Source organism: Jatrophihabitans sp. (assembly GCA_036399055.1).
Classification (GTDB): domain Bacteria; phylum Actinomycetota; class Actinomycetes; order Mycobacteriales; family Jatrophihabitantaceae; genus Jatrophihabitans_A.
This window is the reverse complement of the sequence record DASWNX010000040.1, coordinates 201989-227920: the sequence shown is the minus strand read 5'-3', so window position 1 is coordinate 227920 and position 25932 is coordinate 201989. Positions and strand designations below refer to the sequence as shown.

22 protein-coding genes are annotated in these 25932 nt (G+C 71.3%); 15 read left to right on the top strand and 7 right to left on the bottom strand.

Features of this window, described 5'->3' with window-relative positions; translation table 11 throughout:
- Positions 1-39: 39 nt before the first annotated feature.
- The 4 genes from VGB75_18880 to VGB75_18865 are packed head-to-tail and all read right to left on the bottom strand — an operon-like array spanning position 40 to position 5063.
- Positions 40-1242 carry a GNAT family N-acetyltransferase gene (locus VGB75_18880; protein ID HEY0169118.1) on the bottom strand — a complete coding sequence of 401 codons (1203 nt, stop codon included), beginning with the start codon at positions 1240-1242 and terminating at the stop codon, positions 40-42.
- Positions 1243-1273: 31 nt separating this feature from the next.
- The gene (locus VGB75_18875) at positions 1274-2794 is read right to left on the bottom strand and encodes an alpha-N-arabinofuranosidase (GenBank protein ID HEY0169117.1); all 1521 of its coding nucleotides are present in this window, start codon (positions 2792-2794) and stop codon (positions 1274-1276) included.
- The gene (locus tag VGB75_18870; GenBank protein HEY0169116.1) at positions 2791-4338 is read right to left on the bottom strand and encodes an aspartate aminotransferase family protein; all 1548 of its coding nucleotides are present in this window, start codon (positions 4336-4338) and stop codon (positions 2791-2793) included. Before VGB75_18870 ends, VGB75_18875 begins: the two co-directional genes overlap by 4 nt.
- Positions 4335-5063, bottom strand: a complete 729-nt coding sequence (locus VGB75_18865) for a hypothetical protein (GenBank protein ID HEY0169115.1) — start codon at positions 5061-5063, stop codon at positions 4335-4337. The genes VGB75_18870 and VGB75_18865 overlap by 4 nt, the downstream gene beginning before the upstream one ends.
- A gap of 258 nt (positions 5064-5321) precedes the next feature.
- Between VGB75_18865 and VGB75_18860 the strand changes: the two genes are divergently transcribed.
- From VGB75_18860 to VGB75_18790, 15 genes are all read left to right on the top strand, one after another.
- On the top strand, positions 5322-6635 hold the full coding sequence (locus VGB75_18860; protein HEY0169114.1) for a DegT/DnrJ/EryC1/StrS family aminotransferase: 1314 nt from the start codon (positions 5322-5324) through the stop codon (positions 6633-6635).
- Positions 6632-7462, top strand: coding sequence for a hypothetical protein (locus tag VGB75_18855; protein HEY0169113.1), 831 nt, complete (start codon positions 6632-6634; stop codon positions 7460-7462). The genes VGB75_18860 and VGB75_18855 overlap by 4 nt, the downstream gene beginning before the upstream one ends.
- Positions 7459-8439: a transketolase C-terminal domain-containing protein gene (locus tag VGB75_18850; GenBank protein ID HEY0169112.1), complete on the top strand. Its 981-nt coding sequence runs from the start codon at positions 7459-7461 to the stop codon at positions 8437-8439. Before VGB75_18855 ends, VGB75_18850 begins: the two co-directional genes overlap by 4 nt.
- Positions 8440-8449: 10 nt before the next feature.
- Positions 8450-8617, top strand: a complete 168-nt coding sequence (gene lysW, locus VGB75_18845) for a lysine biosynthesis protein LysW (protein ID HEY0169111.1) — start codon at positions 8450-8452, stop codon at positions 8615-8617.
- Positions 8614-9510, top strand: a complete 897-nt coding sequence (locus VGB75_18840; protein HEY0169110.1) for a RimK family alpha-L-glutamate ligase — start codon at positions 8614-8616, stop codon at positions 9508-9510. The genes lysW and VGB75_18840 overlap by 4 nt, the downstream gene beginning before the upstream one ends.
- Complete coding sequence (gene argC / locus VGB75_18835; protein HEY0169109.1) at positions 9507-10532, top strand: N-acetyl-gamma-glutamyl-phosphate reductase; 1026 nt, start codon at positions 9507-9509, stop codon at positions 10530-10532. Before VGB75_18840 ends, argC begins: the two co-directional genes overlap by 4 nt.
- 20 nt (positions 10533-10552) lie before the next feature.
- The gene (locus VGB75_18830; protein HEY0169108.1) at positions 10553-11386 is read left to right on the top strand and encodes a [LysW]-aminoadipate kinase; all 834 of its coding nucleotides are present in this window, start codon (positions 10553-10555) and stop codon (positions 11384-11386) included.
- A complete protein-coding gene (locus VGB75_18825; GenBank protein HEY0169107.1) occupies positions 11383-12519 on the top strand; it encodes a M20/M25/M40 family metallo-hydrolase in 1137 nt (378 codons plus the stop codon). Before VGB75_18830 ends, VGB75_18825 begins: the two co-directional genes overlap by 4 nt.
- On the top strand, positions 12516-13106 hold the full coding sequence (locus VGB75_18820; protein HEY0169106.1) for a hypothetical protein: 591 nt from the start codon (positions 12516-12518) through the stop codon (positions 13104-13106). The genes VGB75_18825 and VGB75_18820 overlap by 4 nt, the downstream gene beginning before the upstream one ends.
- The gene (locus VGB75_18815; GenBank protein ID HEY0169105.1) at positions 13103-14260 is read left to right on the top strand and encodes a BtrH N-terminal domain-containing protein; all 1158 of its coding nucleotides are present in this window, start codon (positions 13103-13105) and stop codon (positions 14258-14260) included. The genes VGB75_18820 and VGB75_18815 overlap by 4 nt, the downstream gene beginning before the upstream one ends.
- Positions 14250-15437 (top strand): UDP-galactopyranose mutase, encoded by a 1188-nt coding sequence (glf, locus tag VGB75_18810; GenBank protein HEY0169104.1) that lies wholly within the window; start codon positions 14250-14252, stop codon positions 15435-15437. Before VGB75_18815 ends, glf begins: the two co-directional genes overlap by 11 nt.
- 56 nt (positions 15438-15493) lie before the next feature.
- Positions 15494-16414 carry a glycosyltransferase family 2 protein gene (locus tag VGB75_18805; GenBank protein HEY0169103.1) on the top strand — a complete coding sequence of 307 codons (921 nt, stop codon included), beginning with the start codon at positions 15494-15496 and terminating at the stop codon, positions 16412-16414.
- 112 nt (positions 16415-16526) lie between these two features.
- Positions 16527-17954, top strand: a complete 1428-nt coding sequence (locus VGB75_18800) for a pyridoxal-dependent decarboxylase (GenBank protein HEY0169102.1) — start codon at positions 16527-16529, stop codon at positions 17952-17954.
- A 32-nt stretch (positions 17955-17986) separates the two neighbouring features.
- Entirely contained in the window at positions 17987-18448 is a 462-nt protein-coding gene (locus VGB75_18795) for a hypothetical protein (GenBank protein HEY0169101.1), read from the top strand.
- A 73-nt stretch (positions 18449-18521) separates the two neighbouring features.
- The gene (locus VGB75_18790) at positions 18522-18911 is read left to right on the top strand and encodes a hypothetical protein (protein HEY0169100.1); all 390 of its coding nucleotides are present in this window, start codon (positions 18522-18524) and stop codon (positions 18909-18911) included.
- Between the two features lie 16 nt (positions 18912-18927).
- On the opposite strand, the gene tesB is transcribed toward VGB75_18790, so the two are convergent.
- From tesB to gltB, 3 genes are read right to left on the bottom strand one after another with little or no spacing between them, the layout of a single operon-like run.
- On the bottom strand, positions 18928-19842 hold the full coding sequence (tesB, locus tag VGB75_18785; GenBank protein ID HEY0169099.1) for an acyl-CoA thioesterase II: 915 nt from the start codon (positions 19840-19842) through the stop codon (positions 18928-18930).
- A complete protein-coding gene (gene pyk / locus VGB75_18780; GenBank protein ID HEY0169098.1) occupies positions 19832-21262 on the bottom strand; it encodes a pyruvate kinase in 1431 nt (476 codons plus the stop codon). The genes tesB and pyk overlap by 11 nt, the downstream gene beginning before the upstream one ends.
- Positions 21263-21322: 60 nt before the next feature.
- Positions 21323-25909, bottom strand: coding sequence for a glutamate synthase large subunit (gene gltB / locus VGB75_18775; protein HEY0169097.1), 4587 nt, complete (start codon positions 25907-25909; stop codon positions 21323-21325).
- Positions 25910-25932: the final 23 nt, after the last annotated feature.

The window sequence follows — 25932 nt, the reverse complement described above, 5'->3', positions numbered from 1 at the left end:
ACGCCTCCTCTCCGCGAACCGGTCGAATACCGGGCAACCCTAGAAGCTCGTTCCCGAATAAGGCAGGCGGCTGACGCCGAAGAGCTCATCGGCGTCGGCCAGCGAGCCCGGCAGCAGCTCGACGGCCCGGCCGGCGCGAGCGAGCTGCCACCACTTGGTCCCACCCAGGTAGGCAGCGGCCAGCGCCGCCACCCCGACCGCGATCCCGGCCGGCTCGGCGGTGCGCGCCGCGCCCGAACCGCTGATCCGGTACCGGCCGGTGTTGGCGGGAAGGACCGGGTCCTCGACCTCGATCACCACCGACCCGCCGGGGCGGTAGCCGCGCGCGCCCAGGGCCGCGGCCACGTCCACCAGCCGCAGCCAGGCCTCGTCCCGCAACTGGACCTCGCGCAGCGCCCGGGCGTCGGTGAGCAGCATCGGCAACGGGTCGTCGGCCGGCAACGTCGCGAACTCCAGGACGTCCACCAGGTCCAGGCTGAGCAGATGCCGCATCAGCCCCAGGTAGGCCGCGGCCGAGTGCGCGACGAAGTCCTCCACGACCACGGTCCGCTGATGACTGCCCAGCCACCGCTCGGGCTCGGTCGGCCGGTACAGGACGAAGCCGTCCTCGTGGCCGGGATCACCGTGCACCGCCCGGTAGGGCTTGATCGGCTCGGCCTGCTGGGCGAGGTGATGCAGCAACCACCAGCCCTCCGGCCGGCAGATCGAGCCGTTCCAGGCGGCGGGCTCGTAGATGCCGGCCAGCAGCCGGCTGGCATCGGGCTGATCGGCCAGCCGGATCAGCCCGCTGGGCGCCGCGCCCTCCCGCAGCCGGGCCTGGTCGCGGATCAGCCGGCCGCTGGCGGCGGTGGTGGCGATGGCGTAGCCGAACCGCTCGTAGATCCCCGCCTCGGACGCGCAGAGCGAGGCTGTGATCTCACCCCGGCGTCGGCAGTCGGTCAACTGGCCCACCAGGAGCTCGGTCATGATCCCGCGCCGGGTGTGGGTGGGAAGCACTCCCACGTGGGTGACCGCCGCGTGCGGCACCCGCGCTCCGCCCGGAACGGTCAGCCAGCTGGTGTAGGAGTCCGCGCAGCCGACCAGCTCGCCGCCGTCGAAGGCCCCGAGGAAACGCCCGGGCTCCAGTCCGGGCACGGGGTCGATACTCCCCAGCGGCGGCAGGCCGACCATCGAGCGCCAGAACACCCGGCAGGCGGCGGTGAGCTCGTCCCGCTCGGTGAGCGTCCGGAACTCGACGCTCACGAGCGGTGTCCCCCGGCGCCGGCGGCCCAGCTCACCTGAGCTGACCGGTCTCGGCGGGGACGAGGCGGATCATCGTCCAGGACACCGGTGGCAACTGGGCGCTCAGCTGCCGGTCGGCCAGCTGGTGGGCGGTGCTGACCTGCGGGACGACCCGGTCCGGGCAGCTCTCGGTGTTGGTCTCACCCAGCGCGCCGCCGCCCAGCTCGACGTGCTCCACCACCCGCATGGGCGGCAGCGCCGCCAGCGCGACCTGCAGCGTCATCGGCTCGTCGCTGTGCCGGTTCACCGCGAAGAGGCAGATGCTGCCGTCCTCAGGGTCACGGGTGGCCAGCACGTCGGCTGCCGGCACGCCGCCGTAGGTGCTCGAGTCCAGGGTCTCGGTGCGCGGCTCCACCCGTAGCACCTCGCCGCGGGCATGCCGGGCGATGAGCGCGAACGGATGAAAGATGGTCTGGCGCCAGGCCGCCGAGCCGGGCTCGGCGCGGATCGGCGCCACGACGTTGACCAGTTCGGACAGGCACGCCATGCTCACCCGGTCGCTGTGGCGCAGCAGGCTCATCAGCAGGCTGGCCAGCACCACGGCGTCCTCGACGGTGTAGGTGTCCTCGAGCAGCCGTGGCGCGATCGCCCAGTCCAGGTCCTTCTCGACGAACCGGCTCTCGTACCAGAGGTTCCACTCGTCGAAGGACACGTTCAACTTCTTCTTCGACCGCTGCTTGGCGCCGACGTAGTCAGAGGTGGCCACCGCCGCGTCGATCAGCTGCTCGAGCACCAGCCCGGAGGCGAGGTAACCGGTGCGGTCGTTCTCGATCGGCTCGAAGTAGGCGTGCAGCGAGACGTGATCGACGTACTCATAGGCGTGTTCGAGAACGGTGGCCTGCCAGCTGCCCATCGTCGGCAGGTGCCGCCAAGCGCTCGCGCAGGAGACCAGCTCGATGCTCGGGTCGATCTTGCGCATCGCCTTGGCGGTCTCGGCAGCGGCCAGGCCGTACTCGACGGCGGACTTCTGCGCGATCTGCCAGGGGCCGTCCTGCTCGTTGCCCAGGCCCCAGAGCTTGACGCCGTACGGCTGGCGGACACCGTGGGAGATGCGTAGGTCGGAGTACTTCGTGCCCGAGTCGAAGTTGGTGTACTCCAGCAGGTTGCAGGCGTCGGCTACCCCCCGGGTGCCCAGGTTGACCACCATCATCGGCTCGACGTCGGCGACGCGCGTCCAGCTCATAAACTCGTTGAGGCCGAAGGTGTTGGGCTCCAGCTGCCGCCAGGCCAGCTCCAGCCGGGTGGGCCGCTGCGACACCGGGCCGACGCTGTCCTCCCACTCGAAGCTGGAGACGAAGTTTCCGCCCGGATAGCGCGCCAGCGTGACACCGAGCTCGCGGACGAGCTCGGTGACGTCTTGGCGCAGGCCGGCGTCGTCGGCCTTGGGATGACCCGGCTCGTAGATCCCGCCGTAGACGCAGCGGCCCATGTGCTCCACCAGCACGCCGAACATCCGTGCCGGCACCGGCGCGATGGTGAAGTGCGGGTCCAGGGTGACGTCGCAGATCGTCATACTTCCTCAATTCCTTGTCGATGTGCCGTGCTGGCGCTGACTGCCCAGCCCGGAGAACGCGCTTCGGCCTGATCGGCGACCCACCGCTTGGCAAGGTCGCGGCCGATCTCGCAGACGACCTCGACCAGCTTCACCAGGTCGGCGGAGCCGGTGTCGTAATGCAGGACGCAGGCGCGTAGCACCACGCCCTCACGCAGCCGGGTGCTGGTGAGAAAAACCCGGCCGTCGGTTTGCACCGCGGCCTCGATCGCGCGGTTGAGGCGGCTCATCCCGTCCTGCTCGCCGACGCCCGGCGCGAGGAAGCGGAAGGTGACGACCGACAGGCTGAGCGGCGCCATCAGCTCCAGCTCCGGCGAGTCCTCGATGAGCTGGGCCAGTTCGCGGGCGAGCTCGAGATGCCTGCCGATCAGCTCGCGCAGGCCGCGGCGTCCCAGCTGCCGCAGCACCATCCAGAGCTTGAGCGCCCGGAAGCCACGGGTCTGCTGGAATCCGAACTGGGCGAAGTCCAGCCCACCGACCCCCACGCCCGGCTCCGTGTGCAGGTAGGCCGGCACGTAGGCGAACGTCCGGCGCAACAGCTCGCCGTCGCGGACCAGCGCGCAACCGCACTCGATCGGAACCGAGAGCCACTTGTGCGGGTCGATGGTCAGCGAGTCCGCCCGCGACAGGCCGTCAAAGGCCGCAGCGACCTGCGGATGCACGCTGGCCAGCGCGCCGTAGGCGCCGTCGACGTGCAGCCAGAGCCCATAGCGCTGGCAGACATCGGCGATCTGCGCCAACGGGTCGATCGCGCCGGAGTTCACCGTTCCGGCGCTGGCCACCACGCAGAACGGCCTCGCGCCCCGGCTCAGGTCCTGCTCGATGGCCCGGGTCAACGCGCCGACATCCAAACGGTAATCGTGATCGACCTCGACCTTGCGCAGCGACGAGCTGCCCAGTCCCAGCAGCTCGACGGCCTTGCGGACCGAGCTGTGCGCCTGGTCACTGGCGTAGGTCATCAGTCGCCGGCCGTCGGGCGGGCGCGTTCCGTCGCGGCGGACGTCCCAGCCGTCGCGCTCGGCGACCCACTGGCGCGCCGCGGCCAACCCGGTCAGGGTCGCCATGCTGCCGCCGCTGACCAGGACGCCGGCCGCCGCGGCCGGATAGCCCATCAGCTGTTTGAGCCACTCCAGCACGGCGGTCTCCACGTGCAGGGCGGCGATGTCTCCGACGTCGCAGCTGGGATCCTGAGCCGCGGCCAGCAGCTCGGCGAGGATGCCGGCCGGCGCGGGTGCGGAGTTCACCCAGCCGAAGAACCTCGGGTGCCCGTTTCCCATCGGATAAGGCAACACGCTCTCGCGGACTTCGGCGAGCAGCCGCTCGACGGGCACCGGCTCCTCACCGAGTGGCTGGCCGCTTAGTTTCGCGCGCACCGCGTCAGGCATCACCCGGAACACCGGGTCCTCGCGGATGCCGGCCAGGTAGTCGGCCACCACGTCGACCGTCTGATGCGCCAACAGCCGGAACTGCGCGTCGGGCATGGCCGGGCCGATGCCGCCGGTCATGACGCCGGCCTCAGCCGCAGGGCATGCAACCGTTGAAAGGCAGGCAGGTGGTGCTCGAGGTAGCCGGCCAGGGTTTCATCGGCCCTCACATCGACAGCGTCCTCAGCCGGCGGCGCCTGAAACCCGGTCGTCGAGCTGGTCGCGGCATGCCACTCAGAGGTCTGTCGCCAGTCCGCGCGCATGCCTGCTGACCAGCGCAGCGCCTCAGGTCGGAACTCGATGCCCACCTGCTCGCAGTAAGACCGCACGAGCGCCTCGGGCGCCACCAGCAACTCGTTGGCGTCGATCACCGCCGGCGGCCGGTCGCTCAGGCCGGCCACCGCGTCGAACAGCTCAGCCAGCCTGGTGAATCCGACGTCGTCACAACGCAGATCGGGATTGAGCCGAAAGTGCGAGGCGATCGCCTCGGCCGGCTCGCGGATGATGAACGAGTGCCGGACCTCGGCCAGAAAGTCCCGGTCGGCCAGCACCTGCGGATAACGGAAGTCCGTCGTGTCCTTGAAGAACACCGGTTGCCGGCTGGCGACATCGCGCAGCGCGGCGATCACGCCCGCCTCGCTGCGTACCTCCCGCTCACCGATCCGGACCTGGCCGAAGTCGGCCAGCCGCGAGAAGGGCTCGTGGATCACGAGGTAGTCGCCACGCTCGGCGACCATTCTGGAGAACGCCGTCGAGCGGCATCTCGGCGCGCTCCACAGCGCGAGGATGCGCGGAGGTTGCTGCATAGGTGCTCCTGGTGGTCGGTGTGCTCAGCGATCTCAGGTGGCTCGATGGCCTGATGTCGATCCTGACCGGCGCCGGCTCCCCGGTCGTCCCCCCTGCCGCTTAGCTGCCGGCCGTCGCGGTAGCTCCTGCGTTTCACCGGCCGCGAACCGAGCGCTGCGCGGCTGTCGCAGCCGTCAGCGAACAGGCCGACGCCAGTTGGCCGGACCCGGCTCTAGGTTCGAGTTCTCCCCGTGTTCGACAACAGATCGGAACCGCCTGTGACGCTCTCGCCGCAGCCCAGGACCCAGTCGGAACTGGCCGCTTTCGGCGGCAAGGCCGCCGTCACGCAACCGCCGGAAGCCGTGCAGTGGCCGGTGGTGACCGATGCCGATCGGGCCGCCGTGACGCAGGCGCTGGACGGCCGGATGGTCTCGGACTCGGCCGGCCACACGCCGGTCAGCCGGCTGGAGCAGGAGTGGGCGCTGCGCTGCGACAGCGCTGCCTGCGTCGCGACCTCCAACGGCACCACCGCGCTCAGCCTGATCCTGGCCGGCCTGGGGGTAGGCCCCGGCGACGAGGTCATCGTGCCCGCGTTGAGCTTCATCGCCAGCGCCCTGGCCCCGTTGCACCAGCTGGCGGTGCCGGTGTTCGCCGACGTCGACCCGGTGACCTTCTGCCTGGACCCGCAGGCGGTGCGGGCCGCGCTGTCACCACGCACCGCCGCGATCCTGCCCGTCCACCTGCACGGTCAGCCCGCGGACATGACCGCTCTCGGTGAGATCGCGCGACAGCACCAGCTGGCCGTCGTGGAGGACGCGGCACAGGCGCACGGGGCCAGGTATCAGGGCCGGCCGGTGGGCAGCCTAGCAACGGCGGCCGCGTTCAGCCTGCAGGTCACCAAGAACCTGCCGACCTGCGGGGAAGGCGGGCTGATCACCACCGACGACCGGCAGCTGGCGGACCGGATCCGGATGGCCCGCCAGTTCGGCGAGGTGATCGACCCCGCCCAACAGCGCGAGTACGTGTCTCACATTCTGGGCTGGAACAGCAAGATGAGCTCGGTGCAGGCGGCCTTCACGCTCTCCCAGCTCGACCGGTTCGACGACTACGAGCGGGCTCGCCAGCACAACGTGCAGGCCTTTTTGGGCCGGCTGGAGAAGTTGCCCGGGATCGTGGTCCCCCGGGCGGCGCCCGGAACCACCCACGCCTGGCACATCCTCCGGCTCCGCTTCGACCCGGAGGCAGCCGGCTTGGACGGGGTCCGGCCGGCGTCGTTCCGAAGCGTGCTCAGGCGCCTGCTGCGCGCCGAGGGCGTGCCGGTCTCGCGCTACCAATTGATGCCCTTGCCCGAACAGCAGGTGTTCGTCGATCGAATCGGCTTCGGCAAGGGTTATCCCTGGCGGCTGGGATCGCCGCCGCCCAGCGGCGACTATCCGGTCACCCGGGCCGTGATCGAGGACTCGCTGACCATCCAGAAACGGCATCTGAACCCTTCGGCCGGGCCCTCGTTGAGCCAGTACGCCGACGCCTTCGACAAGATCTGGGCCAATCTGGGCGCCGTCGCGGCGATGGCGAGCGGAACGCGCTCATGACCAGCACCGCCCAGCATGCCGACAACATCCGCAGAGCGGTCGTGGAGATGTGCTCCGGGCCGGACGGCGGGCACCTCGGCGGCTCCCTGTCACTGGTCGACATCCTGAGCTGCCTGTACTTCGACGTGCTCGACATCGATCCGCAGCGCCCGGCCGAAGCCACCCGCGACATCTTCCTGCTCAGCAAGGGACACGGCGCGATAGCGCTCTACGCCACCCTCGCCGAGCGCGGCTACTTTCCGGCCGCCGAGCTCGAGGAGTACTGCCGCTCCGGCGGGCGTCTGATGAGCCATCCGGTGGCGGCGGTGCCTGGTGTGGAGCTGCCGACCGGATCACTGGGTCACGGCCTGGCGCTGGGTCTTGGCTTCGCCCTGGCAGCGCGGCTGTTCGGCCCACCACGACGGGTCTTCGTGGTGCTCGGCGACGGCGAGCTGCAAGAAGGCTCCTGCTGGGAGGCCGCCGGCGTGGCCGCCGCGCACGGCGCCGACCAGCTGACAGCGGTGATCGATCGCAATGGCCTGCAACTGGGCGGCAACACCGAGAGCATCGTGACTCTCGAGCCGCTGGCCGAGCGCTGGCGCAGCTTCGGCTGGTCAGTGCGCGAGGTCGACGGCCACGACCAGCAGGCGCTGAGCGCCCACCTCGGCGCCGCGCCGTGGACCCCCGGCCGCCCCAGCGTGCTGATCGCCCACACCGACAAGGGCCATGGGGTGCCCCAGCTGTCAGGCCTGAGGCAGAGCCACTACGTCGTGCTCTCGGCCACCCAGCAGGCCCGAGTCCGGTCCTCGCTGGAATCCTTCCTCAGTGAGGGCGGTGCGTTGCTGTGAGCCCGCGACTGGCCTATCGCGACGCCCTGCTGGCGCTGCTGGCCAGCGACGCCCGCACCGTGTGCCTGGACTCTGACACCGGGCTGTTCACCGGCGCCGACTTCGGCGCCGCCGCCGGGCGCTACCTCGACCTGGGCATCGCCGAGCAGTGCCTGATGGGCGCCGCCGCCGGTCTGGCGGCCGGCGGCGCCAGGCCGTTCGTGCACACCATGGCCACCTTCGCGGCCAGCCGGGCGCTGGAGTTCGTCAAGATCGACATCGCCTACAACGGCCTGCCGGTGCGGATCGCCGCGACCCATGCCGGGGTGTCGGCCGGCCGGCTCGGGCCGACCCATCACGCCCTGGAGGACCTGGCCGTGATGCGGGCGCTGCCGAACATGACGGTGGTGGTGCCCGGCGACGCCGAGCAGGTCGTGGCGCTGCTGGAGCAGGTCGTCGACCTGCCCGGCCCGGTGTACCTGCGGCTGGACCGGGGCGCGGCCGAGCCGCTGCCGCACCCGATGCCCGCGCCGGTGCTCGGCCGGATCCAGGTTCTGTCGCCAGGTGGCGAGGTGGTGCTGGCGGCCATCGGCCCGCAGCCGCTGGCCGCCACGCTGGCCGCGGCCGCGCTGCTGCGCGAGGACGGCGTGGGAGTCACCGTGCTGCACGTCCACACGCTGGCGCCCTTTGACACCGAGGCCTTTCTGCACGCCGTCGCCCCGGCCTCGCTGGTGGTCAGCGTCGAAGCGCACTGGATCATCGGCGGCCTCGGCTCGACGCTGGCTGAGGCGCTGTGCGCCGCCGCTCCGCGCCGCCTGCTGCGCGTGGGCATCCCCCGCGCCTTCGTGTCGCTGGTCGGCAGCGAGCGCGAGATCCTCGCCCATTACGGCGTCAGCGGCGAGGCGATCCACCAGCAGGTGCTGGGCGAGCTCGGGCTGGGCCCGCCAGTCATCACGCCATCCGGACCCCCTCACCGCCAACCCCACCCCACCTTCTGAGGAGCACTTCGTGACCACGCCCTGCCCTGAATGCCAGAGCCCGTTGACGTTGCCGGCCGAGCCGACGCTCAACGAGATCGTCGAATGCCTGGACTGCCGCGCCGAACTCGAAGTGGTCGCCACCAGCCCCCTGCTGCTCGCGCTCGCCCCGGAGATCGAGGAGGACTGGGGCGAATGAGGACTGCCTCGGCGCAAGCGCCGGTAGCCGTCCTGGCCTCGCGGGTCCGCTCCGATGAGAAACGCCTCTTCGCGGCCCTGACACGCCGCGGCGTGCCCTACGTCCAGCTCGACACCCGCGAGCTGCGGATGCCCGACACCCCGGTGGGCGCCCCTGTCTATCGGGCGGTGCTCAACCGCGAGATCAGCCTGAGCCGCGCGGTGTACGCGGCCCGCTCGCTGGAGATTCAGGAGCTACCCATGGTCAATTCGGCACACGCGATCGAGATCTGCGGCGACAAGTGGCGGACCAGCCTCCAACTGCGCCGGCACGGCGTCGCCACGCCGGACAGCTGCCTGGCGCTCAGCCCGCAGGCGGCGCTTGCGGCGATGCTGGAGCTGGGCTTTCCGTTGGTCGTCAAGCCGCTCACCGGCTCATGGGGGCGGCTCGTCACGCCGGTTCGGGACCTGGCGACTGCCGAGATCGTGCTCGACTACATCGCCGCGCTGCCGGGGCCCCAAGCGCACCTGGTCTACCTGCAACGCCTGGTGGCCAAGCCCGACCGGGACCTGCGGGTGATAGTCATCGGCGATCAGGCCGTCGGAGCGATCTACCGGCGCAGCGATCAGTGGCGCACCAACGTCGCGCTCGGCGGCCAGCCGATGGCCTGCCCGTTGACCGAGGAGATGGCGCAGCTGGCCCGCGCGGCAGCCCGCGCGGTGGGCGCGGCGGTCGCGGGGGTCGACCTGATCGAAGGCGCCGACGGCCAGCTCACCGTGCTGGAGGTCAACGCCGGCGTGGAGTTCGGCGGCTTCCAACAGGCGCACGGGGACTCCCTGGAGCTGGCCGAGCTGATCGTCGACCACCTGCTGGCGATCTCGGACGAACCCGTCCTCGCCGGAGCCCGGTCATGATCAGGGCGGCGATCGTCGGAGGCTCTGGCTACATCGGCGGCGAGCTGCTGCGGCTGCTGTCGTCTCATCCGCACGTGGAGGTCGTGGCCTGCACCTCGCGACGGCTGGCCGGGCGCCGGGTGGACGGGGCGCATCCGAACCTGCGCGGCAGCACCGAGCTGAGCTTTGTCGACGACCGTGAGCTGGACAGCTACGACGTCGTGCTGCTGGCCACGCCGCATGGCGTGAGCGTCGAGCGGCGAGCGGAGTTCGAGGCGCTGGCGCCGGTGACCGTGAACCTCTCGGCGGACTTCCGGCTGGCCGACCCAGCCGCCTACCGGCGGCATTACGGCAAAGCCCATGCCGATCCGGACGCGCTGGGCAGCTACGTCGTCGGGCTCGCCGAGCTGCACCGGGACGCCCTCGCCGGCGCCGACCGGATCAGCATCCCCGGCTGCATGGCGACCGCGGCCATCCTGGCGCTGCACCCGCTGGTCCAGGCGGGGCTGATAACCGGGTCCGTCCAGGTGGATGCCCGCACCGGTTCCAGCGGTTCCGGCGCCTCGACCGCCGCCGGCAACAGCCATCCCGAACGCAGCGGCTCGATGCGGGTGTTCGCCCCGACCGAGCACCGCCACCAGGCCGAGGTCGAACAGGCCATCGGCCTGCCGGTGCGGATGAGCGCGACCGGCGTCAACGCGGTGCGCGGCGTACAGGTGCTGTGCCACTGCGTTCTGGCCGACGGCGTCACCGAGGCCCAGGTCCGCCAGGCCTACCGCGCCAGCTACGCCGCAGAGCCGTTCATCCGGCTCGTCGCTCACCGCCGCGGCTGGTACCGCTATCCCGAACCCAAGCTGCTGAGCGGCTCCAACTACTGCGACGTCGGCTTCGCCCTCGACCGCGAGGGAGGCCGGCTGGTCGCCATCGCCGCGCTGGACAACCTCGTCAAGGGCGGCGCCGGCAACGCCGTCCAGTCACTCAATGTCCGCTACGGCTGGCCCGAGCAGGCCGGTCTCGGCTTCACCGGGCTGCACCCGAGCTAAGGAGAGCTGTCATCGACATCTTGGTCGCCAAATGCGGAGGCGCGGTAGCCCTTGAGCCGGACGCCCTCTGCCGTGACGTCGCGGCGCTGATCAGCGCCGGCGTCCCGGTGGTGCTCGTGCACGGCGGTTCGGCCGACATCGACCGGCTGGCCGAGCGGCTGGGGCAGCCCCACCGCAGGCTGGTCGCTCCGGACGGCCTCAGCACCCGCCACACCGATTCAGAGGCGTTGCAGACGCTGATCCTGGGCCTGTGCGGGATCACCAAACCCCGCCTGCTGAGCGCCTTGCAGGCCGCCGGCGTGCCGGCCGTCGGGCTGACCGGCATCGACGCCGGGCTGGTGCGGGCTCGGCGCAAGAGCGCCCACCGCGTGGTGCGCGACGGCCGGGTGGTGATCGTGCGGGACAACCACAGCGGCCGGATCGAGCGGGTCGACGCGCGAGTGCTGCGCAGCCTGCTCGCGGCCGGGCTGGTTCCGGTGATCTCACCGCCGGCCCTGGCCGAGGACGGCGCGGCGGTCAACGTCGACGCCGACCGGGTCGCCGCGGCGGTGGCCGCCGCGCTGGACGGCGCCACCTTGCTCCTGCTGACCGACACCCCCGGCGTGCTCGCCGATCCGGGCGACAGCGGCTCGACGATCAGCGAGCTGACCCTGGACCCAGACGCGCTGCCCGACTGCGCCGGTGGCGGCATGCGGATGAAGTTGAACGCCGCGGGCGAAGCGCTGCGCGCTGGCGTCGGCCGGGTGGTGATCGGCGACGGCAGGCCCGAGCGGCCGATCCGCCAGGCGCTGGACAACCAGGGCAGCACCAGGGTCACCCTGGCGCCGGCCGGCGGTCACGGGGGTCTGCGATGACCGAGCCCGCAGCGATGACCCAGTCCACAGCGATGACCCCGTCCGCAGCGATGACCGAGCCCACAGCGGCGCCTGACGATGCCACGGCGATCGAGCTGGTGCGGCAGATGGTGCAGATCGCCTCACCGTCCGGGCACGAAGGCGAGCTTGCCGCGTTCGTGTGCCAGGCGATGACCGATCTCGGATTCCGCGCCGGCGTCGATGCCACTGGCAACGTCTGCGGCAGCATCGAGCGCGGACCGGGGCCCACGGTGATGCTGCTCGGCCACCTCGACACCGCCGGTGACCCGCTGCCGACGAGCATTCGCGACGGGCGCCTGCACGGCCGGGGCTCAGTCGACGCGAAAGGACCGCTGGCGGCGATGATCTGCGCCGCTGCCAGGGCGGTGAAGGCCGCCGGCACGATCACCGTGGTCGGCGTCGTGGAAGAGGAGACCCCCGGCTCTCGAGGCGCGGTGGCCGTGCGGCAGAACTATCCGACGCCTGCGGCGCTCATCATCGGCGAGCCGAGCGGCTGGTCCTCGGTAGTGCTGGGGTACAAGGGGAAACTCGATCTCACCTACCGGGTTCAGCGACCGTCGACGCACCCCACCAACCCAGCCGCCAAGGCCTCTGAGCTGGCCGTCGAATGCTGGCACGCCGTGCTGGACCTGCTGGGCCCTGAGGCTTCCCACGCCCGCTTCGACCAGCCGGGGGCGACGCTGGTCTCGGTCAGCGGCGGGATGACCGAGGCTGAGATCGCGGTCAGCGTCCGGACGCCGCTCGGCTTCGACTCGGCCGGCCTGCTGGCTCAGCTGCGCGAGCGCTGCCCGCACGGCGAGCTCAGCGTCGTCAACGACGTCGCCGCCTGCCGGGCCGACCGGCGCAATCCCGTGGTGCTCAGCCTCTGCGGGCCGATCCGGGCCGCGCAGGCCGTGCCGGGACTCAAGCTGCGCTCCGGCACCTCGGACATGAACACCCTCGCACAGGATTGGAACATTCCGATGGCCACTTACGGGCCCGGTCACAACGTGCTGGACCACAGCGACGACGAGCACCTGGTTCTGGCCGACTACCTACGCTCCATCGAGGTGTTGAGCTCAGCTCTCACCCTGCTAAGCCCGGCCCTGGACCAGGCGGTGAGACCCCGATGAGCGCCGGCTCGGCTCGCGCCGGCGCCGGCCGGCCGGTCGCGCTGGCCACGGCGCTCAACAATGTGGCCAGCACGCCCGCCGGCGCCACCGGTCAGGGTGCCTTCAACGTCTGGGGAAACTCCTTCGCAGCCGAAGAGCTGCCGAGCGGGCCGACGGTGCTGGTGGACGGCATCGTCTTCGAGGTCCATCACCTCGGCGACGCCCACCCGGACAACGTGCGCTGCGACGGCCAGCTGCTGGACGTGCCCGCGGGACGTTACGACTGGCTCTACCTGATCGCCGCCGCCGAGCGCCGGGTCGAGGACGAGCTGTGCCTGTTCTTCCTTGACCAGACGGCTGATTTCGAGCCGGTGCGGGTCTCGGACTTCTGGGCGGCGCCCGCGGTGTTCGGTGAGACGGTCGCGCTCGGCAGCCAGGCCATGCACTACCCCCACCATGTGCAGTTCGGCGTCCGGGCCACGATGTGGTGCCAGCGGGTGCCGGTGACCCGCCGGGCCGACCTGGTAGGCCTGCGCCTGCCGCGCAACCCGGCGCTGCACATCTTCGCTATGACGCTGCTGCCCGCCGCGTCCGGGGCGTCCTCGTGAGCGCGGCCGGCGCCCGCGCCGGTGCGACCCGCTCGGCTCAGGCAGTCCGCCGGCCACCCAGCTGGTACCGCGACACGGCCGGGTGCCTGCAGGCGAGCCTGGGAAGCGCGCTGCTGGCCGGGGGCTGGGACCCCCTGGAGGTGCTCGGCGCGGGCTGGAGCTTCGCCCACCTTCCGGCCGACGACCCCCACGAGGAGTTCTACCTTCCGTTGCCGCCCGGCCTCGGACTGGGTCAGGCGCTCGCGCCCCACCACCGGTTGGAGCTTGGCTGGAGCAAGGCCCGGCACGCCGGCCGGGTGGCGCTGGACGAGCTGGTCGAGGTGCTGGCCCACGGCGGACTGCCCATCGCCGCGGTGGACAACTACCACCTGCCGTTCCGCCCCGCCTACTCCGACGTGCACGCGGCGCACCTGGTGATCGTCTACGCGGTCGACGGCTACCGGCGACTGGTCTGGGTGGCCGACCCGACGCCACCGGCTTTCAGCGGATCAATCCGGATCGATGACTTCCTCGCCGCCTGGCAGTCGAGCAACCCGGCCGACGAGCAGGACGCGTTCTTCAGCCAGACCGCGATCAACGGCCGCTACCTGACGCTCGGGCCGCTCGGGGCCGCTCAGCCGCTGTCACCGCGCCGGCTCGCCGACGCGATGCGGGCCGACCACCTGCGGTTCCAGCACCCGGGCGGGCCGGCTGACGGACCTGCCTGGCTCGGACTGGCCGGTGTGCGGCGCTACCTGAGTGCCCTCGACGACGCCGCGGCGGCCGGGGACCGGGAGGCCCTGCGCCGGGTCTACCCGGGCACCTGGAGCGTCCAGTCGTCGGCGAGCCTGCACGGTGAGCTGCTGCGAGCCCGCGGTGCGAGGTGGCGGCTGCCGGAGCTGATCGAGTTCGGGCGCGCGGTCGAGCAGGTCGCCCACGCGTGGACGCCGGTGCGGGTGACCGCGGCTCATCACTGGCAGGACGCCAAGCCGGTCGCCGAACTCCTGCACGCCCAGGGCCGCCGGCTCCAGGCGCGCTACCAGAGCGCCCTGGCACTGGCGCCCGCGGCCTGGCGCCGGCTGGCGGAGTTCGCCGAGGCGGCCGGTGAGCCGGCGTCACCGGAGTGCCCAGCCGAGGCCGCCGCCGGAACGGATGGCGCGCGGCATGGACGCTGACCTGATCGTCGTCGGCGCCGGCCTGTTCGGCCTGACGCTGGCCGAACGGTGCAGCACGCAGCTGGGAATGCGGGTGCTGATCGTCGATTCCCGATCACACCTGGGCGGCAACGCCTACAGCGAGATCGAGCCCGTCACCGGCATCGAGATCCACCGCTATGGCGCGCACCTGTTCCACACGTCCAACGAGACGGTCTGGGCTTACGCCAACAGGTTCACCGCGTTCACCGACTACGTCCACCGCGTCTATGCCAACTACCGCGGCGAGGTGTACCCCCTGCCGATCAACCTCGGCACCATCAACCAGTTCTTCCGGGCCTCGATGTCACCTGCGCAGGCGCAGGCCCGGGTGGCGGCGCAGGCAGCCGAGGCCGGCGTCGGTCAGCCTGACAATCTCGAGCAGAAGGCGATCTCGCTGATCGGCCGGGAGCTGTACGAAGCCTTCATCCGGGGCTACACCCGCAAGCAGTGGGCCACCGACCCGACCACGCTGCCGGCGGCGGTGATCTCGCGGCTGCCGATCCGCTACACCTATGACAATCGATATTTCAGCGACACCCATGAGGGATTGCCGGTTCACGGCTACACCGCGTGGTTCGAGCGGATGATCGACGACAGCCGGATAGAGGTGCTGCTCGACAACGACTTCCTGGACCCGCGATCACAGGTCAACCGGCACAACACCGCGGGTCGGGTCACTGTCGTCTACACCGGCCCCTTGGACCGGTACTTCGACCACAGCGAGGGAAGGCTCGGCTGGCGCACGGTCGACTTCGAGCGCCAGCTGCTCGACGTCGGCGACTTCCAGGGCACCTCGGTGATGAACTACTCCGACGAGACGGTGCCCTTCACCCGCATCATCGAGTTCCGCCACTTCCATCCCGAACGCGATTACCCCGACGACCGCACGGTCATCTTCCGCGAGTACTCACGTTTCGCCGAGGCGGCCGACGAGCCGTTCTACCCGGTGAACTCGATCGCGGACCGCGCCAAGCTGCTCAGCTACCGCGAGCTGGCCCGGCAGGAGCCGGGCGTGCTCTTCGGAGGGCGGCTGGGCACCTACCAGTACCTGGACATGCACATGGCGATCTCCTCGGCGCTGTCGATGTATCGGCGCCTGGCCGACTCGCGCCGGCAGGCGCGCACCGGCCGATTCCCACCCAGCGACTCGCGTTGATCCGCACGCCGCCAACCCGACTTCCCCACCCCGGTAACGCTCTTAAGGAGAACCCCATGACCGTGGCCGCTCTTGTCGTGTCCTACAACCGGCGCGAACTGCTCCGGCAATGCCTGTCGGCGCTCCTGCAGCAGACCCATCCACTCGATGAGATCCTGGTGCTCGACAACGGCTCCACCGACGGCAGCGTCGAGATGGTCCGGGGCGAGTTTCCCTCGGTGTCGCTGGCGCAAAGCCCTTCCAACATCGGCGGCGCGGGCGGCTTCTCGGCCGGCCTGGACATCCTGCTCAGTCGCGGCCACGACTTCGCCTGGCTGATGGATGACGACGCGGTGCCCCGGCACGACGCGCTGGCTCCGCTGCTGGCCGCGATGGAGGCGGCCGGCGACACCAAGCCGGGCTTCGTCGCCTCCACCGTGCTGTCACCGGAGGGAAAGAAGCTGCCGAGCCACGTCCCGATGCCGATCCCGGAGGGTGAGAACCGGTTGAGCCGCACGCCGCCGGACACCTACCCGGCCGCTCACGCGACTTTCGTCGGAGTGCTCATCAATCTTCAGACCGCCCGGCAGACCTTTCTGCCGATCGCCGACTTTTTCATCTGGTGGGACGACAGCGAGTACACGTCCCGGCTGCAGGTGATGGCCGGTGGCCTGGCCAGCACCACGAGCATCGTCGTCCACCCCGACAAGCCGGAGTGGAAGGACCTCGGGCCGCGGCTGCGCTACGACGTCAGGAACCGGCTGTGGATCCTGAGGCGCCGGGACCTGGCCTCCAGCCGGGGCCGCGAGCGCGCCGCGCACCGGTTCTGGCGGGGAACCTGGGAACAGGCCCGCAACGCCAAGCGCAAGGACCGCTTCGCCTGGCACCTGGCGCGGGGCCTGACCGAAGGCATGCTGCGCCGGCCACGGCTCACCCGACCGGGAACCGCGCCCCAACTGGCGGTGCTGCCGCGCAGCGAGCCCAAGCTGGGGGCATGAGGCCTGACCCCCGACCGGCGCCGGCAAGGACTTACCAGGGCGAGCCAGGGCCGACCATGTCGTCGGCCGTCGGTCGTCGGTCGTCGGTCGGCACTGAGCTAGATTCAGTCAGATGAGCGCTCACATGAGCCCGGAGGAGTTCCGCCGGCATGGCCGCGAGGTCATCGACTGGATCGCTGATTACTACGAGCGGCTGGAGTCCCTGCCGGTGCTCTCGCAGGTGACGCCGGGCCAGGTGCGGGCCGGCCTGCCCGCCGAGCCGCCAGCGACCGGTCAGGGCTTTGACGGGGTGCTGGCCGACCTGGACCAGGTGATCCTGCCTGGTCTGACCCACTGGCAGCACCCGTCCTTCTTCGCGTTCTTCCCAGCCAGCGCCACCGGCCCCTCGATCCTGGGCGACCTGCTGGCCTCGGGCCTGGGCGTGCAGGGCATGTTGTGGGCGACCTCGCCGGCCGCCACCGAGCTCGAGACCCAGATGCTGGACTGGCTGGCCCAGTTGCTGGAGCTGCCGGCCTGCTTCCGTTCCGGCTCCGCCGGCGGCGGGGTGATCCAGCACTCCGCCTCAGACGCCACCCTGGTCGCGCTGGTGGCCGCCCTGCACCGGGCCAGCGGCGGCGCCACCGAGACCGCCGGCGTGGCGGCCGGGCGGTTCAGCGTCTACACCTCCGGTCAGAGCCACTCCTCGGTCGAGAAGGCCTGCCGGATCGCCGGCATCGGCACCGCGGCCCTGCGCAAGCTCGACGTCGACCCGGTCACGCTGGCGGCCCGGCCTGAGCACTTGGCCGAGTTGCTGGCCGCCGACGTCGCAGCCGGCTGGACGCCGGCCCTGGTGGTGGCCTCGGTGGGCGCCACCGGCACCGGGGCGCTGGACCCGGTGGCCGAGCTGGCCGAACTCGCCCACCGCCACGGCGCCTGGCTGCACGTCGACGCCGCCTGGGCCGGGGTGGCAGCGGTCTGCGACGAGCTGCGCTGGATCAACGCCGGCGTCGAACAGGCCGATTCGTACTGCACGAACCCGCACAAGTGGCTGCTGACCAACTTCGACTGCAGCGCGTTCTGGATCGCCGACCGGGCCGCGCTGACCGCGGCGCTGTCGATCCTGCCGGAGTACCTGCGCAACTCCGCCAGCGAGTCCGGCGAGGTGTTCGACTACCGCGACTGGCAGGTTCCGCTGGGCCGGCGGTTCCGGGCGCTCAAGCTCTGGACGGTGCTGCGCTGGTACGGCGCCGACGGCCTGCGCGCGCACATCCGCGGCCACGTCGGCCTGGCTCAGGAGTTCGCCTCCTGGGTCGCGGCCGATCCGCGCTTCGAGCTGCTGGCGCCGCACCCGCTGGCTCTGGTGACGTTCGCGCTCCGGGCCGGCGACGACGCCGGCCGCCGGCTGCTGGCTGCGGTGAACGACTCCGGCCAGGCCTACCTGACGCACACCGAGGTCAACGGCCGGTTCGCGATCCGGATGGCGATCGGCTCGGTGCTGACCGAGCGCCGGCATGTCCAGGCCGCCTGGCAGGCGATCTGCGACCAGCTGCCCGACAGCTGAGACGCCTCGGATTCGGAAGAGGCGTGCCGTCGATGAGTGGTCGAGCTGGCGTCACCGCGCGGCGTGGCGCGGCGGTGCTTGTGGTCCTGGTCCTGGCCCTGGGCCTGAGCGCTGCCGCATGCGGCAGCCCCGCTCAGAACGCCCGGCAGGAAGCGGTCAGCGCCGTGCGCGCCAAGGCGTTCTCGCTTCGCGAGGACCTCGCGGCAGCGGCTCGTGGAAGTTCGGGGAAGGCCCAGCTCGAGGCCGTTGCCAAGGCGCTGCCCGACCTTGCGCTGGTAGCGAGGGCCGAGGGTGAGGCGGTGATCGTCTCAGGCGCCATCACGGCCGGTGGGGAGTCGGGAGGCGGGCTGAGCTATGAGCAGTTCGTGGCCCGCCTGTGCCTGACTTACCGCATCCAAGCGATGTCCGGGCACACCGAGGTCAGCGACGCGGCATGCCCATCAGGGGTCGGCGCCCTGGCGCCAGCGGACCGCGACGTCCGGCTGGGCGATTGATGTCCCTGACAAGGGATTCGCGCGCCGGGGCGCATCCGCTCGGTCGACCCGGCGCCGACTCTCTGGGGCGTCGGTGCAACTGCTGATCGCGTATGCGCTCACTGTCGGCGCGGTCACGCTCGCCGTCGTGATCGCGACCTGGCCACCCCGACCGTGGCCGGCCCTCCTGCTCAGCGCCGGTCCCGTGGTCAGTGTCCTCGCCGTAGCCGAGGTGTGGCCGTTCGACCTCATCGGATGGATCGCCGTGCTGGGCGTGGCGTACCTGTACCTCGTGGCGCCCCCGCTGATCCCCTGGCGTCGCAGGTGGGCGCGCTATCTCGTCCCGGCCACCTGCCTGTTCGTCTGCGCCGGACTCGTGATCTTCGGCGGGGGCCTGGTGATGGCCGTCTACTTGGCCCTTCCCATCCTGTGCGCGGCTGGAGCCATCATCGTCGCCGTCCTCGACAGACCTCAGCGCGTCTGACTCGACTCCCGCGGCCTCAGGCGTTCGGCAACCGGATCATGCCCTCTTGCGTCACGCTGGCCACCAACCGGCCGTCCCGGGAGTAGAACTGGCCGGTGGCCAGCCCGCGCCCGCCGGAGGCCGAGGACGAGGACGAGACGTAGAGCAGCCAGTCATCGGCGCGGAACTGGCGGTGGAACCACATCGCGTGATCCAGCGACGCCATGCTGATCGGGTCCAGCCGGGCGGCCAGGCCATGGTGGATGAGCACCGAGTCCAGCAGGTTCATGTCCGAGGCGAAGGTGATGACGCAGACGTGCAGCAGCGGGTTGTCGGGCAGCGTCCCGTCGGCCTTGAGCCAGATCCGGTGCGGCTGGTTCTCCCGTGGCCCCTGGCCCCGCTGGACCCACGGCGGGTCGTCGACGTAGCGGACGTCGAAGGGCTGCGGGATCTGGCGCATCACCGACCACAGCTCGTCGAAGCCCTCATAGCGCTCGGCCAGCGTCGGCAATGACTCCGGCGCGGGCGCCGGCGGCATCTGGGCCTGGTGGTCGATGCCGCCCTGGGGCAGCTGGAAGGAGGCCGACAGGGTGAAGATCGGCTCGCCGTGCTGGATGGCCACCACCCGGCGCACCGAGAACGACCGGCCGTCGCGGACCCGGTCGACGGTGTAGATGATCGGGATCGACGGGTCGCCGGGCCGGATGAAGTAGGAGTGCAACGAGTGCACCAGCCGCTCGGGCGCCACGGTGCGCCCGGCGGCCACCAGCGCCTGGCCGGCGACCTGGCCGCCGAAGACCCGCTGCATCGCGACCTGCGGGCTGAGGCCTCGGAAGATGTCGGTCTCGATGGCCTCGAGGTCGAGCAGGCTGACCAGCGCGTCCACGATGGGCTGGCCGCCCGGGTGGTCGGCGCCGTCGGCGGCGAGCTTGAGATCGGGCTCAGCGGTCACGTTGCAGGATGCCTCCGATGTGATGGACCCGGATGGTGTTGGTGGTGCCCGGCGTCGAGGGCGGCGTGCCGGCCACGATCACGACCAGGTCGTCGGGACGGCAGACCCGCTGCGCCAGCAGGGCCGAGTCCACCTGGCGGACCATCTCATCGGTGGTCTGCACCGTCCAGACCCGGTGCGCCGACACTCCCCAGGACAGCGCCAGCTGACGCTGCACGTTCTCTTCGGGGGTGAAGGCCAGCACCGCGCACCGCGCGTGCAGCCGGGCCAGCCGGCGGGCGGTGTCACCGCTCTGGGTGAAGGCCACCAGGGCGGTGGCGCCGAGCGACTCGCCGATCTCCTTGGCGGCCTTGGCGATCACGCCGCCGGGAGTGCGCGGATCGTGCAGCAGCGCGGCGACGTCGACGGTGGACTGCTCGACGGAGGTGATGATGCGCGACATGGTGGCCACCGCCTGCACCGGGTAGCTGCCGACGCTGGTCTCCCCCGACAGCATCACCGCGTCGGCGCCGTCGAGCACGGCGTTGGCCACGTCCGAGGCCTCGGCCCGGGTGGGACGTGAGTGGCTGATCATCGACTCCAGCATCTGGGTCGCCACGATCACCGGCTTGGCGTTGTCGCGGCAGATCGCGATGGCGCGCTTCTGCACCATCGGCACCTGCTCCAGCGGCATCTCGACCCCGAGGTCGCCGCGAGCCACCATCACGCCGTCGAAGGCCAGCGCGATCTCGACCAGCCGCTCGACGCCCTCGGGCTTCTCGATCTTGGCGATCACCGGACGGCGCACGCCCACCCGGTCCATCACCTCGTGCACCAGCTTGATGTCATCGGGGGACCGGACGAAGGACAGCGCGACCCAGTCCACCCCCAGCTCCAGCGCGAACTCCAGGTCGTCGATGTCCTTCTCGCTCAGCGCCGGCACGCTGACCAGCACCCCCGGCAACGACAGGCCCTTGTTGTTGCTGACCATGCCGCCTTCGGTGACGTCGCACACCACGTCAGTGCCGTTCTCGACGGCGACCGCGACCAGCGCGACGTTGCCGTCGTCGACCAGCAGCCGGTCACCGGGCCGGACGTCTTCGGCCAGCTGCTTGTACGTGGTCGACACCCGGTCGTGGTCGCCCTCGACGTCCTCGACGGTGATCCGGACCCGCTCTCCGGTGGCCCACATCACCGGGCCGTCGACGAACTTGCCGAGCCGGATCTTGGGGCCCTGCAGGTCGGCCAGGGTGGCGACGTTGCGCCCGGCGGCCTTGGCCGCCTCGCGGACGCCGCGGAACCTGCCGGCGTGCTCGCGGTGCTCGCCGTGGCTGAAGTTCAACCGGGCCACGTCCATGCCGGCCTCGACCAGCGCTCGCAGCCGTTCCGGCGGGTCGGTGGCGGGACCAAGGGTGCAGACGATTTTCGCGCGGCGGATCACTCCTACCACCTTAACCGGTGTCAGCCGGTCGCGATAAGGCAGCGTTGCCCGGCGATCGGCTCATCCGCGGGCGGCGGCCATCACGGCCTCGTCGACATCGGCTCCGGTCGCCTGGGCACGGCGGGTGGCCAGCAGCACCCGCTTGTAGTCACGCGGCATGATCACCGAGAACCTGCCCAGGCCGGCGCCGGCGCCGGAGTCGGCCAGCAGCTCACCGGCCACCGCCGACCCGGTCAGCCGCAGGTGGTCGGCCAGGATCGCGCGCAGCGCCCGGGAGTGCTCGGCCGTCATCGGCTCGACGTCCACCAGCTCGGAGTTCACCCTGGTCGGGTCCAGGTCGAGCACGTAGCCGACGCCGCCGGACATCCCCGCGCCGAGGTTGCGCCCGGTCGGGCCGAGGATCACCGCGATGCCGCCGGTCATGTACTCCAGCGCGTGATCGCCGACTCCCTCGGCCACCGCGGTGGCGCCGGAGTTGCGGACGCAGAACCGCTCGCCGACCACCCCGCGCAGCAGTAGCTGACCCGAGGTGGCCCCATAGCCGATGACGTTGCCGGCGATCACGTTGCGCTCGGCGACCAGCGGCGCCCGCTGGTCCGGGCGCACGGCGATCACACCGCCGGACAGGCCCTTGCCGACGTAGTCGTTGGCGTCGCCGTGCAGCGTGATCTGCACCCCGGCAGGCAGGAACGCCCCCAGTGACTGCCCGGCCGAGCCGTGCAGGGTGATGTCGATGGTGCCCGCAGGCAGGCCCTCGGCGCCGTAGCGGCGGGTCACCAGCGAGCCGAGCATGGTGCCGACCGTCCGGTTGACGTTGCGCACCGGCAGCTCCAGCCGGACCGGGCGGCCGTCGAGCAGCGCGCCCTCGCAGAGCTGGATCAGGGTGTTGTCCAGGGCGGCGTCCAGCCCGTGCTCCTGCTCGACCCGCTTGGTCAACGCGGTTCCGGCGAACGGCGCGGGCGTGGCCAGCAGCGGCGACAGGTCCAGGCCGTCGGCCTTCCAGTGCTCGATCGCCGCGCGGGTGTCCAGCAGCTCGGCGTGGCCGATGACCTCCTGCAGTGTCCGGAAGCCCAGTTCGGCCAGCAGCTCGCGGACCTGCTCGGCGATGTACTCGAAGAACGTGACCACGAACTCAGGTCTCCCAGTGAACCGGGCACGCAGCTCCGGGTTCTGGGTGGCGACCCCCACCGGGCAGGTGTCCAGGTGGCAGACCCGCATCATGACGCAGCCCGAGACGACCAGCGGCGCGGTCGCGAAACCGTACTCCTCCGCGCCCAGCAGCGCCGCGATCAGCACGTCGCGCCCGGTCTTCATCGCCCCGTCCACCTGCACGGTGATCCGGTCCCGCAGGCCGTTGAGCAGCAGGGTCTGCTGGGTCTCGGCCAGCCCGAGCTCCCAGGGCATGCCGGCGTGCTTGAGCGAGGTGAGCGGGGCCGCGCCGGTGCCGCCGTCGTGACCGGAGATCAGCACCACGTCGGCGTGCGCCTTGGCGACCCCGGCCGCCACCGTGCCCACCCCGGCCTCGGCCACCAGCTTGACGTGCACCCGGGCCGAGGAGTTGGCGTTCTTCAGGTCGTGGATCAGCTGCGCGAGGTCCTCGATGGAGTAGATGTCATGGTGTGGGGGCGGCGAGATCAGCCCCACGCCCGGGGTGGAGTGCCGGGTCCGGGCGATCCACGGATAGACCTTGTACCCGGGCAGCTGACCGCCCTCGCCGGGCTTGGCGCCCTGGGCGATCTTGATCTGCAGGTCGTCGGCGTTGACCAGGTAGTGCGAGGTCACCCCGAACCGGCCGGAGGCCACCTGCTTGACCGCCGAGCGGCGCAGGTCGCCGTTGGCGTCGGGCAGGTAGCGGTCGGCGTCCTCGCCCCCCTCGCCGGAGTTGGACCGGCCGCCGATCCGGTTCATCGCGATCGCCAGCGTCTGGTGCGCCTCGGCCGAGATCGAGCCGTAGGACATCGCCCCGGTGGCGAACCGCTTGACTATCTGCCAGACCGGCTCGACCTCATCCAGGGGCACCGGCGGGCGCTGGCCGGTGCGCAGCTCGAACAGCCCGCGCAGGGTGGCGCCCTGCCGGCTCAGCCGGTCGACCTCGTCGGTGTACTCGGCGAAGCGGTCATAGCGCCGGGCCCGGGTGGCGTGCTGCAGCTTGAACACCGTCTCGGGGTTGAACAGGTGGATCTCGCCCTCGCGCCGCCAGGCGTACTCCCCGCCGACCTCCAGCCGTCGGTGCGCCCGGGTGACCGGGTTCTGGCCGAACGCCTGGGCGTGCCGGGCGGCGACCTCGTCTGCCAGGACGTCCAGGCCGATCCCGCCGAGGCTGCTGCGGGTGCCGGTGAAGTAACTGTCGATCAGCTCATCCGACAGCCCGAACGCCTGGAAGACCTGGGCGCCGGTGTAGGAGGCGACGGTCGAGATGCCCATCTTCGACATCACCTTGAGCACGCCCTTGGACAGCGACTTGATGTAGCGGCCGATCGCGGTCTTGGAGTCGACCCCGGTGAGCGCTCCGGCGCCGATCAGGTCATCGATCGTCTCGAATGCCAGGTAGGGGTTCACCGCGGCGGCGCCGTAGCCGATCAGCAGCGCCACGTGATGCACCTCGCGGGCCTCGCCGGTCTCGACCACCAGGCCGACCTTGGTGCGCTGGCCGGTGCGCACCAGGTGCCCGTGCACGGCCGAGGTCAGCAGCAGGGACGGGATCGGCGCGTGGTCGGGGCCGCAGTCCCGGTCGGACAGGATGAGGATCCGGGCGCCGGCCTCGATCGCCGCCGAGCACTCATCGCGCACCCGCAGCAGCGCGGCGTTCAGCGCCGGGCCGCCGCCGTGCACCCGGTACCGGCCGTCGATCAGGGCGCACTGGAAGCCCGGCAGGTCGCCGTCGGCGTTGACGTGCCAGATCTTGGCCAGGTCGTCGTTGTCGATCACCGGCCGGGGCAGCACGATCTGGCGGCACGAGGCCGCGCTCGGGTCGAGCAGGTTCTGCTCGGGGCCGATGGTGGCCGACAGCGAGGTCACCATCTCCTCGCGGATCGCGTCCAGGGGCGGGTTGGTGACCTGGGCGAACAGCTCGGAGAAGTAGTCGAACAGCAGCCGAGGCCGCTGGCTCAGCACCGCCAGCGGGGTGTCGGTGCCCATCGAGCCCAGCGGCTCGCCGCCGGTGCCGGCCATCGGCGCCAGGATGACCCGCAGCTCCTCCTCGGTGTAGCCGAACAGCTGCTGGCGCAGGGTCACCGACTCGTGGGTGTGGGTGACATGCTCGCGCTCGGGCAGGGTGTCCAGGTGCAGCAGCCCGGTGTGCAACCAGTCGCCGTAGGGGTGCTCGGCGGCCAGTGCGGACTTGATCTCGTCGTCGTCGCGGATCTCGCCGGCCGCGGTGTCGACCAGGAACATCCGGCCCGGCTGCAACCGGCCCTTGGCGACCACCGTGGCCGGGTCCAGGTCGATCACGCCCGCCTCGCTGGCCAGGATCACCAGGTCCTCGCTGGTGCGCCACCAGCGCCCGGGACGCAGGCCGTTGCGGTCGAGCACCGCGCCGATCACCGTGCCGTCGGTGAAGCTCACGCAGGCCGGGCCGTCCCAGGGCTCCATCAGCGTCGAGTGGAAGGCGTAGAAGTCGCGGCGGGCCGGGTCCATGTAGGCGCCGGCGTTCTCCCACGCCTCCGGGATCATCATCAGCACCGCGTGCGGCAGGCTGCGCCCGCCCAGGTGCAGCAGCTCCAGCACCTCGTCGAAGGAGGCGGAGTCCGAGCCGTCCGGGGTGCAGATCGGAAACAGCCGCGACAGGCCGCGGTCGGGGTCGCTCGGATCAGCCAGCAGCTCCGAGGCCAGCAGCGCCTGCCGGGCCGCCATCCAGTTGCGGTTGCCGCCGACGGTGTTGATCTCGCCGTTGTGGGCGATCAGCCGGAACGGCTGGGCCAGCGGCCAGGACGGGAAGGTGTTGGTCGAGAAGCGGCTGTGCACCAGCGCGATGGCGGAGCTGAACCGCTCGTCCCGCAGGTCGGGGTAGAAGGTAGCCAGCTGCGCGGTGGTCAGCATCCCCTTGTAGATCAGGGTCCGTCCCGACAGCGAGGGAAAGTACAGCTGGTCACCGGACTCCGCGACCCTGCGCTCGGCGACCTTGCGCAGGCCGAAGGCCATCCGCTCCAGCTCCAGGCCGTCGGCCGTCGCCTCGGCGGCGCAGACGAACAGCTGCTCGAAGGCCGGCATCACCTCGAGCGCGCTCGGGCCCAGGCCCTCGGCGGAGATCGGCACCGGCCGCCAGCCGAGCACTCGCAGGCCCTCGGCGGCGGCGGTCCGGGCCACCACGGCCTTCACCCGCTCGCGGGCGGGCAGCTCGGTCGGCAGGAAGGCGATGCCGGTGGCGTAGCTGCCTGCCGCCGGCAGCTCGACGTCGAGTTCGGCGCCGGCCACCGCCCGCAGGAAGGCGTCCGGGATGGCGACGGTGATGCCCGAGCCGTCGCCGCTCTCGGGCTCGGCGCCGGCGGCGCCGCGGTGGTCCATGTTGTGCAGCGCGGTCAGGGCGGTGCGGATCAGCGAGTGGCTCGGCCGCCCGCGCAGATCGGCCAGGCAGGCCACCCCGCAGGAGTCGGTCTCGTTACGCGGGTCGTACAGGCCCTGCGCGGCGGGCACTGCGGAGAATTGCACGCCTGCTCCCCTCGATCGGGGCG